Raw genomic sequence first — 14,293 nt, forward strand, 5'->3', positions numbered from 1 at the left:
GATGACAGTTAAAAATCAAATTATATACATATGAAAAAATTCTACATCCTTTTTCTTCTTCTGCCTTTCCAGGTATTCTCACAAATTTCATTGGACTGGACAGACACGCTTGTGGTAAACAGATTTAACCCGAATGCTTTTACAAGGCCAAAAATTGCATTAACAACAAATAATGTTCCTGTTGTAATGTGGGGAAGAAAACCAAACCAACAGGTATTTGTTTCTCGTTTTGACGGGGCAGTATTTGCACAATCCTCACAGATTACTCCAGCTAATGCAAATGCGTTTGTAGAGGATTGGGCAGGCCCTGATATGGCTGCTTCGGGCGATACCGTTTTTGTAGTGTTTAAATCTCATCCAGAGATGGACGGATTTGTTTACTCCGTGCGTTCTGTGAACGGAGGTGCCAGCTTTTCTGATACAGTAAGGGTTTATCCCTCCAAATATTCCAGATTTCCGGCTGTGGCAGTTGCTCCAGGAGGAAAGCCTTTTGTTACTTTTATGACTTTTAACAGCAGCATGGGTGGAGCCCAGTTTGCAGTAGCAACTTCAAATGATGGCGGTATTTCTTACCAAGCGGAGGTGGAAGCCTCTACTAATGCTCCGGGTGAAGTTTGTGATTGTTGTCCGGGCTTTATTGGAGCAGAGACTAATAACTTTGTTTATTCCCTTTTCAGGAACAACGACAATAATTTACGGGACATTTGGGCAGTGGTATCAACAAATGCAGGCGTTTCTTTCACGGCAAGTTCAGATATAGATAATTCAAACTGGATGATTAATGGATGCCCTTCCACAGGGCCGGATGCTTATGTTAAAGGAGACAGTATTGTAACAGTTTGGATGAGCGGTGCAAGCGGTTCTTCAAGAATTTATATAGGAACTGCACATAAAAACACACTGGCTGTTGGCTTAAATGCAATGCTTTCTCCGGGAGTTTCCTCTATGGCAAATCAAAATTACCCAAAAGTGGCCGGTAACGGAGATACATTGGGAGTAGTTTGGCAGGAAAGCCAGATGGGAAGCACTATTATAAAATTTATTTATTCTGTAACAGGCCCAGCAGGTTTATTAAACCAGGTTGCAGATACAGTGAGCATAAATTTTTCGGGAGCACAAAAAAATCCTGACATTGCTTTTGCAAATGGCACTTTTTATTTTGTATGGCAAGACGACAACAAGCAGGCTGTTACCTACCTTACTGCTACAATTTCAGGGACTACAAAAGTAAAAGAAACAAAATTGGAAAACCATTATTCATTATATCCTAATCCGGTTAATGATAAGTTGAATATTCAATTTTACAATGAATTAAAGGGTGAGATTACTTTGATTGATTATGCCGGGAAAACAGTTTTTACTAAAAAGATAAGTTCAGAAATTGAAATAATTTCCACGGAAGAATTTTCAGAAGGAATTTATATTTTAAGTATTGAAACACCTTCTTTTACAAAAAGAGAAAAGATAGTTGTGAAAAGATAGATTGTGATATTATTTGTTGACTGAAGTTTCGCATGATTTTTAAAGCCGCTTTCCTTAAAGCAGAGTACTTTTGCATCTCCACTGCAAAATAGCTACGAAGAATACATGGCTATCGCCCCTCAAAAATCAACATATCGTATATTTTCTACACTCGCGAGTTTGTGAAAAAACTGAACCGCAGCCGCAGGTGTGCTTACCTGTGGCAATTATTTACAACTCTACCATTAAAAAGTGCAGAATTATAATCAGTAAAAAAACAACTCCCAGTACGATTAGAATATGCCTGCTTTTCGATTTTTTTCTAAAGTAGAATTATCCCGAACTTCCACTTTCTTTTCTCCCGCCACATTTAATTCTATTTCCAAAACTATTGAAAGCTTTAAACTAAGTATTGAGGCTTGATCCAGTATTGATTGTTCCTCAATGATAGAAAAGAATCAATAAAAAAATCCAATGTTAATTGTAGCTTAAATTTTTTTTGAAATTAGGTAATTCTATGATTTTTCATCAATTTTAAGTAACAACTAATATTAACTAAAAACTTTATTCTTATGAAAAAGAAAGCAAAAAACACAAAAAAAGTATTGGGTATTATTATGACTGCTCTTGGCAGTACAGGAGTTAAAAAATCCAATACTAAAATTAAGAAAAAAGCTAAAAAATTAGCTAAACAAGTAGGAAAAAATAAATAATTACTTACATCATTAAACTTTAAATTATATGTAATAGCCATGCACAAATCTTGCACAAACAGCAATGAAGATAACATGGCGTATTCCATATGACAATTAAAAAACAAAAAAAACACTTATGAAATAGCCATGCACGAACCGTTCACAAACGCTAATGAATATAACATGGCTCCCGATAAATCGGGATGACAATTAACACTTAAATTATATACCTATGAAATAGCCATGCACAGAACGTGCGCAAACACGCATGAAGATAACCTGGCGTCCCGATAAATCGGGATGACAACTAAAAAAACAAATTATCTACATATGAAATTAAAATCAAAAAAAACAAAGAAAGTGATGGCTATAATTATGACAGCCATTGGAAGCACTGGGGTTAAAAAAACAAATAGCAAACTCAAGAGAAAAGCTAAGAAATTGGCAAAACAGGTAGTGAAATCTAAGTAAAATTCAGGTTTGGGTGTTTAGGAATAGTTGGGATGATATTTAACCATTGTTTCAATCAATGGTAGGATTAAGCGTTATTTCAGCAACTTATTTCTAAACACCCTTACTTAATAAAAACAAATAAAACTAAGCAAAATGGAAAACAAAATTAAAAGTATAAAAAGGATAGAAAGCGCAATTCTAAATACATTGGGAGAATCCGGAGTATTAAAAACAAATAATGCTATTCAGAAAAAAGCCAGGAAATTGGCAAAAGAAGTACGATCACTTCGAATTACAAAAAAACAAAAATCAAAAATTGAAGAACAAAAACACATTGTAGAAGAAAAACAAAATGAAGTTTTTGACAGTATTCATTATGCCAAAAGAATACAGGAGGCCATTTTGCCTATTGAAAAATAGATTGAAAGAACCTTAGAAAATTTAAATAGAAAAATGATTTATAGCAACTTCACTTTCCAATTGGAATTTGTTTTTAATGGGGGAAATAATTCATTTTTTACCCCCTAACTCCTATCACACAAACATCATCTACTTGTTCGTGTTTTCCTTTCCATTGTTCAAATTTAGAATCAAGGATTTCAGCCTGTTCATGCATCTCTTTTTCCTGGATAGCAATCAATAGTTCCTTAAATTGCGCATATTTAAACTTCTTTCCTTTTTCACCACCAAATTGATCGGCATAACCATCGGTGAACAGGTAAAATGTTTCCCCCTTGTTAATTTGAATTGTATGCGTGGTAAAGGATTTATGTTCTGAATATTTTCCAATGGGTTGTTTATCTGGTTTTATCTCGTTTAATCCTTCTTTAGATAGTATCCATAAGGCATTATTTGCACCGGCCCATTTTAATTCATTTGTAACAACATTAAAGCTACAGAGTGAAATATCCATTCCGTCCCGAACTTCACTTTCGCTTTTTTCAAAAGTCTCAATCACCAACTCTCTTACCTTATCGAGAATTTTGCCTGGTTCTGTAATGCCGAACTCTTTTACCGTTCTGTTTAATGCATTAGAGCATACCACACTTACCATAGCTCCCGGAACCCCATGCCCGGTACAATCGGCTGCAGCTAAAAAAACCAATTGATTTGAAGGAAAATTAAATGATTTATCGCGTTCCATCCAGTAAAAATCGCCAGATACAATGTCTTTTGGTTTATAAAAAATAAAACTATCGGGTAATAGTTGTTTTACTAAATTATCGGGAGGCAATATGGCCTCCTGTATTCTTTTTGCATAGTTAATGGAATCCGTAATGTCTTTGTTTTTTCCTTCTATAATTTTTTTCTTTTCGCTTATTTCAATATTGTGAAGATTTAGTAAGGAATTTGCCCTTTTCTTTTGTGCATACCCTTTAATGGCCACAATTGCCAGAAGCATTACAAGCAAACCACCTCCTGCAACTGACCAACTTATTACTGTTTGTTTTTTAATTTCTGCAAGTTGCAGTTTTTTGTCATTTGTTAAAAGTGCTATTTCTTTTTCTTTTTTCTCCGTCTCATATTGTGTTTGCATTTCTGCAATTTGATTTGATGATTCAATATTAAACAAGGAATCTTTTACCTGTGAATATAATTTATAATAATCAAAAGCTTTAGTGCAATTATCGGTAAGTGAATAGGCATCAGAATAGGCTTGATAGCTTTCCAGAACAATATCTTTAGCTCCGATTTCATTGGAAAGATCCAGGGATTTTTGAATATAAATAAACGCGTTTTTATAATCACCCAAACCTGTATAAAGCGATCCGATATTAACAAGAGAGGAAGCCATGCCAAATTTATCCTGAGATTGTTCCCGTATTTTTAGGGCCTTTTTATGGTATTCCAGTGATTCCCGGAACATTTTACGGTCCAAATAAGTTGAACCTATATTGCTCAAAATTCCAGCAACTTTATCTTGATCTGCCATCTGCTCTGCGATGGGTAATGCCTTAAGATAATACTCGGTGGCTAATGCATAATTGCTCTGAAAATAATTAATGTTGCCAATATTAATCAAACATGCAGCTATTCCATTTTTATCACCTTGTTTCTCTCGTATAGTTAAGGATTTTGAATGGTAAGCCATGGCCTCAGAATAATTTTTTTGGGCCTCATAAATAATTCCTATATTATTAAAAGAAGAAGCCATTCCATTTAAATCATTAATTTCCTCCAGGATTTTCATGCTTTTAAAATGATGGGTTAATGCCACAGAATATTCACCCTGCAAATAATAAATTGCTCCCAATTTGCTTAAAGAGGCTGCAATTGCTACTTTATTATTTATTTTTTCCCCCACTGCAAGTGCCTGCTTCGCATATTTTAGTGATTGCAGAGGGTCACTGTATTTATTTTCCCATGCAAGTTCGTTCAAAACCTTGTTTTTTGTAAAACCATCACTTGTGGTTTTTAATACCTTAAGCAATGAATCTACTTTAATAGGGTCCTGGGCAATCAAACTGTTTGTTGTAAGGTACATGGAAACAAAAAGGCAAAAGATTACAAGCAATTTTATTCTCAGGCGGTTAATCATTTCAATGGTATTATAAGTGATTCATTTTTTCCTCAATCATTCAATTGAATTCATCCTCTTTTAAATTGTTCTTCTTTTTGGAGCAAAGGCTGCTTGCTTCTTTTATAATTTTCATTTTAATCAGGTTATATTATTCCTGCTTAAACTTTCACGCCAATCACACATACATCATCCACTTGTTCAAGAATACCTTTCCACTTCTCAAATGTAGAATTTAAAATTTCATTTTGTTCCTGCATGGATTTATTTTGAATTGAAAGCAACAATTTTTTAAAATTTGCTGATTTGAATTTTTTGCCATGCTCTCCACCAAACTGATCGGCAAAGCCATCGGTAAAAATATACAGGCTGTCATTTTTCTGGAGTTCTATACTGTGTGTAGTAAACATTTTATTGACCGCATATTTACCAATTGGCTGTTTGTCTGCTTTAATTTCTATAATAGCATTGTTGCGGCTAATCCAAAGAGGATTGTTAGCCCCTGCCCAATGAAGCTTATTGCCTTGCAATGCACAAAGGGAAATATCCATTCCATCCTTTACCTCACGCTCAGACCTTTCAAAAGTAGAAATCACAATTTCACGAACTTTATCCAGAATCTTACCTGGATCTGTAAGTCCATATTCTTTCATTGTCCGGTTAAGTGCATTTGAACAAACAACACTAACCATTGCCCCTGGAACCCCATGACCAGTACAATCAGCCGCAGCAAAATAAATATTTTTATCGCATTTTTCTACCCAATAAAAATCACCCGCTACAATATCCTTTGGTTTATACATGATGAAGGATTCCTGCAAATATTCCTTTACCAATTTATTAGGTGGAAGTATGGCCTCCTGCAAGTATTTTGCATAATGAATACTGGCAAGAATATCCCTGTTTTTTTCTTCAATAATCTTGTTGCTTTTAGTTAATTCAATTGCAGATTTTTTTTTAATTCGGTATTGATTGAATGAAACACCCGCAATTGTGAATAACAAAAACATGGTGAAATAAAAACTATTCCGGTGGGTTTTTTTATAACAAACTATTGTTTCTTGCTCAGCGCCTACGAAAATATCAGAAAATGTATGATCATCAAAAGCATGCTGGTGTTCATGCATTTTTTTATCTCCTGACTGGTGCTCGTGGTCAGAACAACCCAAATACAGAAAGGAAAACAGGAGAAGTAATCCTGTAATTATTTTAGCTTTAAAATCCACTTCAGTTCTAATTTAAGGTGGCAGTAAATTTATTTATTAAATGCCTGATTCCATATAAAAAACTCTTTTTTGTTTGTTTTCTGCTTTTTTAAAGAATAAAACAAATTTAGAATTACCGCTGTCCGGTAAAAGTTTTTTAGATTCCTCGCTATACTCGGATGACAGGCAGTGTAGTGAGGAATCTTTTCTTTTTACCGGACATTAATGATTAAGGATCTTCAAAAAACAAAGAAAGCTGAATGAAAACTCAAAAAGATTTTTATTATTAAAGCAATAGTATTAATATTACTCAAATTCAAAATTGAAAACTTAAAACTATGGGAATAGTGAAAGAGGCACATACAATAAATGAAAATGTAACAGAAGAAAAAAACTTTTTCATTTTTTATAAACCAAAAGACATTGTTAGCGGGGATTTTTACCATGCCTTATCTCATTTTCATAAAGAGTTAAACAAAGAAATTTTCTATTTGTGTACGGCCGATTGCACTGGTCATGGAGTTCCGGGGGCACTTATGAGTATGATCAGTATTTCCAGACTCAATGAATCTATTATTGAAAAACAGCTTGTTCATCCTGATGAAATTCTAAATTATACCAGGGATGGTATTATTGCTTCGCTAAATCCTGAAGGTAGTACAGAAGAAAGCAAAGATGGTATGGATTGTGTTTTGTGCGCCTATGATTTTGAAAATAAGACCCTAGAATTTGCAGCAGCAAATAACCCCTTATGGCTCATCCGTAACAACCAACTAATAGAATACAAAGCAGATAAAATGCCTGTAGGGAAATATGCAGGAGAAATGCGCCCATATACTTTACAAAAAACAGACCTTCAAAAGGGTGATTTAATTTATACTTTCACTGATGGTTTTCCTGATCAGTTTGGAGGGGAGAATGGCAAAAAATTCAAATCAGCAAATTTTAAAAAATTACTGCTTTCCATAGTACATTATTCAATGGAAAAACAAAAAGAAATCTTAAATGATACCTTTGAAAACTGGAAAGGTAATTTGGAACAGGTAGATGATGTATGCATCATTGGTGTGAAGGTTTAATTTTCTTAATTCAGAAAATCTCCATTCCGGGTTTTAATTCCTAAATGAAAAATTTGTTCTTGAAAAACCCTGGTATTTAAATCTACTCCATTCATGCACTGATTTTTATAAAAGCGATTTAAATTTCAATTCTGTCTTTTTTAGAAATAATTTCATGTCATTTGGGTTATTATTGTTAACTTTAGTTAGACTTATCACAAAAAAAACATCTTTCTCCAGCCACTAATTATATGATTTTAAAAAAAGAACTGATCGAACTGGAATTAGAAATTCCTAATTCTGATTTATTAAAAACCTCTGTTTCCACTAAAGAAGTCAAGTGGCATATTGATCATTCCCTTAAAGTAATAATTGGAATAGCTAATGCATTAAAAAATTCAAAACCCGAAGATTTTAAAAGTTCTTTTAATTTAACACGAACCTACATTTTTTTACTCGGTTTTATTCCACGGGGAAAAGGAAAAGCCCCAAAAAGTGTGGTTGCTCAAGGTGAAATTCAACACTATGAACTAATTGAGCAGTTGAATCAGGCAAAAATAATTTTAAAAAAAATGGATGACTTTCCTGCTAAAAGCCATTTTGACCATCCCTATTTTGGAAAATTAAACTTAAGGCAAAGTATTGCCTTTTTAGAAATTCATACAAAGCATCATTTGAAAATAATAAGAGATATTATTCAAAAATAAAGACTTCCTATTGCCAAAACCAAATGAATATGAGTTGAAGGATCATTCTGTTTTGAATTTAACCCTTTAGCGTGGTTTATTGATTATTTTATCTTTTATTTAAAACAACCTTTTTTGTGATAATTTCATTATCGGTTCTGATTGTCATAAAATAATTCCCCGCTGGCTGTGCAGAAAGATCAACAACATGCTTTTTTATGGAATGAGTTGAGAAATCTTTTTTTAATACTTGGCTACCAATTATGTTGTTAACTGTTACTGTTGCAATTGAAGTGGAATACTTGCTGAAATCAATTGAAAGAATACCATTAACGGAAGGGTTAGGGTAAACAGAAATTGCTTTTTTAACTTCATTGGATTTAATTCCGGTTACCGAAACATTGATTTGTTTGCAGATTTTATCCTCACATCCATTGGAGTCTGTTACTGTTAAACATGCATTGTAAACTCCCCCATTTACATAATTGTGCGTTATATTGGAGTTTGTATCATCATTTCCATCACCAAAATCCCAGTAGTAGCTTAAAAAGCTTCCGGTCGAAACAGAACCATCAAATTCAACCATTTGCTGATTCACACTAAAATTGAAATCAGCTTGTGGTGCCTCATTTACCAAAACCGAACTTAAAGCAGTATCTGAACATGCCTCATTTGAAGAATAAACGATTAGTTTAATCTCAAGTATGCCATCAATTAAAAAATAATGAGAAGGGCTCCAATCGCTAGTGTTTAATGCTGAGCCATCATTAAAATACCAGGCCCAGCTAACAATTGTACCATCAGAGGGATCAACAGAATTATTGGTTAAAACAAATTCCGCATTTTGACATAAAGGAGATGCATTGTGTGCAAAATCAGCTAAGGGTAACTCATACACATAATATTGCATTGAAATACTATCCTTGAACTGCATATTGTCCGTTACAACAAGTTTTACATTATATGTGCCAGCAGCGGAATAGAAATGTTTCGGATATTGATCTATGCTTGAAATGCTGTTTCCAAAATCCCAATTCCAATCTGTTATGGTTGTATTTCCAGATGTAAAAGACAAATCCAAAAAGGATGAAGAATCACCCAGACAAATAAATTGGGTTGCAAAATCAGCAGTAACCTGTTTGTTTTGTATTAATTTAAAATCATCAAATGCTAGGTTTCCAACAGATTTATCATAATGGAATTTTAACTTGATAGTATTAAAATTCACCTTGTATTTAAAAATAGTTCCGGTTGTTGGAAGATTATTCATGATTGCAATAGTATCCCAATCCGTACCATTGGCAGTTTGCACAACAATTAATGTACTAATAGTGTCAATATTTGAGGATCCCTTTATCCAGAAAGAAACTGTATCAGCATATTGAAATTGTGGCGTAATAACCTTTACGTCATCCAATCCAAATTTATAGGAATTAGGTCCGCTGGGTCCCGAACTTAAGGTTGATATATAATATGAACCGGTAGAGGCGTTGGTATTGTTCCAGGACACATTCCAACCTGCAGGAAGTGAATCTATAACTCCTGAGTAATTGTTAAAGTTGTAATCGATTAAAACTGTTTGTGCAGAAAGAAAATGCGTAAACAGAAAAAAAATGGTTAAAAACGAAAGTAAAAGTTTTTTCATATATTTAGGAAATAGGAATAATTAAGAACAAAACTATTTAAATCTTACGAATTGTAAGATATAAAGTTTCTGGAAAATTGTTAAGGAATTGTTAAATTGGATATTTAAAGGTTGTTAAAGGTACTCATTGTTCTATCAAGGCCAATGGTAGTAAAGCTCTTGATTAAATCCAAAGCAAATGACATTCGGGTTTCAAGCGTTTTTAATTCCTCCTGGTTCCACTTGCCAAGAACGAAATCAACCTGCCTTCCTTTTGGGAAATCACAACCAACCCCAAATCTTAGTCTTGCAAACTCTGTAGTTCCCGAAACTTCAATAATGCTTTTTAGCCCATTGTGACCACCATCGCTTCCCTTTCCTCTTAACCTTAATTTACCCAAAGGAAGGGAAATATCATCTGTAATTACCAATAAATTCTCAATGCCGATTTTTTCCTTTTGAAGGTAATAATTAACCGCCTTCCCGCTCAAATTCATATAAGTGGTAGGTTTGATAAGTATTAAAGTTCTTCCCTTGCATTTAACCTGGGCAGTAAATGCTAATTTATCCGCCTTGAAAGATACATCAGACGCTTTAACAAAAGCATCTAAAACATCAAACCCTATATTGTGTCGGGTTGAATTGTATTCTTCTCCTATGTTGCCTAAACCGGCAATCAGATATTTCACTTAAAAAATTATTTGGTGATTCAAAACAAATTAAAAACCCCCAGGTAGAAAACAAGGGGGTTTTAATTGTATCAGAAATTTTTACTTGAATTATTTCTTTTTAGCACCTGCTGCTGGGGCTGCTGCTGCTGCAGTATCCATTCCACGTTTTCCTTTAACGGTTGCAACTACTGTGCTTGGAGAATTAAGAATAATCAGTTTTTTAACAGAAATATCTTTTACTCTCACAATACCACCTACCTGAAGGTTTTCCACATTTACTTCAATTGAATCTGGTAAATCGCCAGGCAAAGCTCTAACTTTAAGTAAACGTTGTTTTTTAATTAATTTACCCCCCGCTCTAACGCCCACAGCTGTTCCGATTAAGTTCACAGGAATGTCAATTTTGGCAACTTTATCTTCAAAAAGTTGAATAAAATCCACGTGAAGAATATTGTCATTTACCGGATGGAACTGAGCTTCCTGCAATGCTGCACTGTATTCTTTTCCATTTACATTTAATTTTACCAAATGGGCATCGGGAGAATAAATAAGGTCTTTAAATTCCTTTGAATCTGCACTGAAATGGATTTGTTCGGTGCCTCCGTAAAGTACACATGGAATTTGACCGTTTCTTCTGATTGCTTTTGCATCTTTTTTCCCTACGTTCTCTCTTGGAGAACCGCTAATAGATACTGTTTTCATAATTTGTTTTTATTTATTGATTATTAATTACTCTTAAAAAATAAAATGTGGGCTTATTGATTCACATTCTACCACTCTTTTTATTACATCCGAAAATAGATGTCCTACTGTTAATACTTTTACCTTATCACTTTGCTTGCTCAAAGGAATTGTATCGGTTACAATGATTTCTTTTAAAACTGAATTTTCAATACGTTCGTATGCTTTACCTGAAAAAATGGCGTGTGTGCATACAGCTCTTACACTACTGGCGCCCTTGTCCATCATTAACTGGGCAGCAGTGGTTAAGGTTCCTGCGGTATCGCATAAATCATCAACCAAAACTATATCGCGGCCTTCTACATCTCCAATAACGGTCATGCTGTGAATTTCGTTTGCCTTTTTTCTTTGCTTATAACAAATTGCCATTTCTGCATCTAAAAATGTAGCATAGGCATTGGCCCTTTTAGTCCCACCCGTATCTGGTGTGGCTATGGTAAGGTTTGGAAGGTTAAGACCTTTTAAATAAGGGATAAAAATCGAGGAAGAATATAAATGATCAACAGGAACCTCAAAAAATCCCTGAATCTGATCTGCATGTAAATCCATTGTCATTATCCTGGTAACTCCGGCAGCGGTTAGCAAATTTGCTACTAATTTTGCACCAATGGAAACTCTGGGTTTATCTTTTCTATCCTGGCGTGCATAACCAAAATAAGGCATAACAGCCACAATGTTTTTTGCTGAAGCTCTTTTTGCTGCATCAATAAGCAAAAGAAGTTCAAAAAGATTATCGGCAGGAGTAAAAGTGGATTGAATAATAAAAACATCATTTCCTCTTACTGTTTCCTCAAAAGAAGGTTGAATTTCACCATCACTGAATTTTGATACAATTACATTACCTAATTCAGCACCGTATTCAGCAGCTATTTTTTCAGCCAAATATCTTGAAGCTGTACCCGCAAAAAATTTTACCAGTGGTTTCATTTGATGATTTTTCATAAAGGGTAGCAAAAGTATGATTATTCCACAAATTATACTAAATTTATTGCAACAATCTATTCTATTAAAACATTTTTTTTTGATTTTTGCTTTAAGTACGGCTAAATTTAATACTTTCGCAGTCCAATTATTTGCCCAGTTGGCGGAATTGGTAGACGCGCTGGTCTCAAACACCAGTGAGAAATCGTGCCGGTTCGACTCCGGCACTGGGTACTTAACCGGAAAACCCCTGATAAAGCCTTATTTATCAGGGGTTTTTGGTTCGATAAAAGTACTTCAAAATTCAGATTGTTTATTTTCAAGGAGTTACATGTTCGACTTCGGAAGCCGATAAAAAATCTAAAGAGAATTCCATTTCTTATACATCTTTGATTTATTGTATCTTTTTAGACTTTCTCCGTTACAGGTGACAAGGCTTTTTCTTACCATTCATAAGCTTGAGTTTTAACATTAAAGTATATTTGTTTCCAAAATGTGTTTTAAAATTAGGTGGAACGTATTCTGTTTGTTTTTCAGCTCTCTGAATTTGTATTTATTTAAAATTAGTGTTTAAAAATTATGAAATGTTTAGTCCATTAATTTTTGTTTTTAACCTTTCTTTCGGACAAAATAAGGAATTTTCAAACAATTTGTTATCAGAGAGAACCTTAAAAAAAGACTCTATAATAAAAGAATTTGATATTCTATATAATTTGCTAAATGGCTTTCATCCCGGAGAATTTATGCATTGCGAAAAAAAATCTTTTGATAGTTGTTATGACAGTCTTTCAAAAAGCATCCAAACTGACCTGTCAATTATTGAATATTATTGCAAAACATCATTTTTAATATCACAAATGTTGAAGTTTTTTTAATACTTCAAGTGATTCAGCTAATTTTCTCCCGGTGTTGCCATTTTTTATACTTGTGCTAAAACTCTATTATCGAGATGTGGCAAAGCTCTACTATTGAGATGTTTTAAAGTTCTATTATTGCGTTGTGTTAAAACTCTATTATTGTGCAAAATATATACAAATATTTGTATTTGCTATTTATATATTTTTAAATTCATCTTATAATCAATCAATTAAGATGACAACTTGAGGTTTATAGTCTATTTAGTTGTAGAATTACCTGATGGTTTTACTAATTCAATACTTTTGAAATTTATTTTTAAGTCAATAAAATAATGAATGAAACAATATTTCCGGGTTACCCGCAAGAGGTTGATAAATTCAACTGCATTGTGAGTTGTGTTATTAATAAGGCACAAGAATAATCAAGAAACGCCTTTTAATCATTTTAAAATGTAAAAGAGGCCGTTTAAAATGCACCTCAAGCGGCCTCTTTTTGTCTGAATAGGATATATTTACTCCTGTAGCATTTCATTGATTTGTTGTTGAAAGGAAGGATTATTGTGATACTCTTCAACTATTTTTTGATAATCCTCAATTGCTATTCCGTTGTCAATTATTGCAGCTTCCATTTCCTGTTGAATTTCGAACTGTAGCCCCTGTAACTTTTCCAATACTTTGGTGAAAGAATCCATTTGTTCGGGAGTAACATCTATTTTTTCAGCACTTTCGGGATTAATCATCATTTCTGCAATTTTATTGAAGGTATCAACATCCAAATCCTCTTGCTCTATGGCCTGAACCATTTTTTGTTCCCCTTCCTGCTGAATTAAACTTACCTTTTTTGTTGCTTTAATAAATTTATTAAGCAATTCAACAGTATATGCTGTTTGCTGTTTTAATACCGCAGAGGATGCTACATGAATTGTTGATGTAAACAAAAACAGAATAAATAAGATCCCAATGTATTTTATGTTTTTAACCACTTTCATTTTCTAAATGTTTTAGTTTTTATTTCCTTAACCTGATGAATTTGGTTAACACTGTTTTTAATTACTTCCACACTATAGGTTAAGTAAAGCCTTATCCCATTCATCAGTATGATTAATAGCTATTAAAAAATCTGCCAGAATAAGGTTGGTATAAACAGGGCTATTCAGAAGAAGACAAAAACATTCTTTTCCCAATTAGGAGGATTTTTTTCTTTTTGGGAAATTCGGCAAAACCAATCTTTTGACCATTTTATGAAATAGCCATGCACCAAACGTTCACAAACGCTAATGAATATAACCTGGCTATACCATATGACTCTAAAAAACAAATTATACACATATGAAATAGCCATGCACGAACCGTTCACAAACGCTAATGAATATAACCTGGCTATACCATATGACTATTAAAAA

General features: G+C 33.6%; 12 protein-coding genes and 1 tRNA gene. 6 read left to right on the plus strand and 7 right to left on the minus strand.

Annotated elements, in window-relative coordinates:
* Positions 1 to 30: 30 nt before the first annotated feature.
* The 3 genes from H0V01_06930 (at position 31) to H0V01_06940 (ending at position 3,029) form a co-directional block, all read left to right on the plus strand.
* Positions 31 to 1,482, plus strand: coding sequence for a T9SS type A sorting domain-containing protein (locus tag H0V01_06930; protein MBA2583104.1), 1,452 nt, complete (start codon positions 31 to 33; stop codon positions 1,480 to 1,482).
* A gap of 551 nt (positions 1,483 to 2,033) precedes the next feature.
* Entirely contained in the window at positions 2,034 to 2,174 is a 141-nt protein-coding gene (locus tag H0V01_06935; GenBank protein ID MBA2583105.1) for a hypothetical protein, read from the plus strand.
* Between the two features lie 588 nt (positions 2,175 to 2,762).
* A complete protein-coding gene (locus H0V01_06940) occupies positions 2,763 to 3,029 on the plus strand; it encodes a hypothetical protein (GenBank protein ID MBA2583106.1) in 267 nt (88 codons plus the stop codon).
* Between the two features lie 97 nt (positions 3,030 to 3,126).
* Here the strand turns inward: H0V01_06940 and H0V01_06945 are convergent, their stop codons facing one another.
* Positions 3,127 to 5,148 (minus strand): tetratricopeptide repeat protein, encoded by a 2,022-nt coding sequence (locus tag H0V01_06945; GenBank protein MBA2583107.1) that lies wholly within the window; start codon positions 5,146 to 5,148, stop codon positions 3,127 to 3,129.
* A 140-nt stretch (positions 5,149 to 5,288) separates the two neighbouring features.
* Complete coding sequence (locus H0V01_06950; GenBank protein ID MBA2583108.1) at positions 5,289 to 6,353, minus strand: SpoIIE family protein phosphatase; 1,065 nt, start codon at positions 6,351 to 6,353, stop codon at positions 5,289 to 5,291.
* A gap of 317 nt (positions 6,354 to 6,670) precedes the next feature.
* Between H0V01_06950 and H0V01_06955 the strand changes: the two genes are divergently transcribed.
* Together H0V01_06955 and H0V01_06960 are read left to right on the plus strand one after the other, a co-directional pair.
* The gene (locus tag H0V01_06955; GenBank protein ID MBA2583109.1) at positions 6,671 to 7,411 is read left to right on the plus strand and encodes a SpoIIE family protein phosphatase; all 741 of its coding nucleotides are present in this window, start codon (positions 6,671 to 6,673) and stop codon (positions 7,409 to 7,411) included.
* Between the two features lie 230 nt (positions 7,412 to 7,641).
* Positions 7,642 to 8,097 (plus strand): hypothetical protein, encoded by a 456-nt coding sequence (locus tag H0V01_06960; GenBank protein MBA2583110.1) that lies wholly within the window; start codon positions 7,642 to 7,644, stop codon positions 8,095 to 8,097.
* 88 nt (positions 8,098 to 8,185) lie between these two features.
* On the opposite strand, the gene H0V01_06965 is transcribed toward H0V01_06960, so the two are convergent.
* The 4 genes from H0V01_06965 to H0V01_06980 form a co-directional block, all read right to left on the minus strand.
* Positions 8,186 to 9,721, minus strand: coding sequence for a PKD domain-containing protein (locus H0V01_06965; protein ID MBA2583111.1), 1,536 nt, complete (start codon positions 9,719 to 9,721; stop codon positions 8,186 to 8,188).
* 104 nt (positions 9,722 to 9,825) lie between these two features.
* Positions 9,826 to 10,389, minus strand: a complete 564-nt coding sequence (locus H0V01_06970) for an aminoacyl-tRNA hydrolase (protein ID MBA2583112.1) — start codon at positions 10,387 to 10,389, stop codon at positions 9,826 to 9,828.
* A gap of 90 nt (positions 10,390 to 10,479) precedes the next feature.
* Entirely contained in the window at positions 10,480 to 11,073 is a 594-nt protein-coding gene (locus H0V01_06975; protein ID MBA2583113.1) for a 50S ribosomal protein L25/general stress protein Ctc, read from the minus strand.
* A 33-nt stretch (positions 11,074 to 11,106) separates the two neighbouring features.
* The gene (locus tag H0V01_06980; GenBank protein ID MBA2583114.1) at positions 11,107 to 12,039 is read right to left on the minus strand and encodes a ribose-phosphate pyrophosphokinase; all 933 of its coding nucleotides are present in this window, start codon (positions 12,037 to 12,039) and stop codon (positions 11,107 to 11,109) included.
* Between the two features lie 148 nt (positions 12,040 to 12,187).
* On the opposite strand from H0V01_06980, the gene H0V01_06985 reads away from it, so the two are divergent.
* Positions 12,188 to 12,267: transfer RNA gene (locus H0V01_06985), tRNA-Leu, on the plus strand.
* A gap of 1,135 nt (positions 12,268 to 13,402) precedes the next feature.
* On the opposite strand, the gene H0V01_06990 is transcribed toward H0V01_06985, so the two are convergent.
* On the minus strand, positions 13,403 to 13,879 hold the full coding sequence (locus H0V01_06990; protein MBA2583115.1) for a DUF4168 domain-containing protein: 477 nt from the start codon (positions 13,877 to 13,879) through the stop codon (positions 13,403 to 13,405).
* Positions 13,880 to 14,293 lie beyond the last annotated feature (414 nt).

The organism is Bacteroidota bacterium (assembly GCA_013696965.1).
Classification (GTDB): domain Bacteria; phylum Bacteroidota; class Bacteroidia; order JACCXN01; family JACCXN01; genus JACCXN01.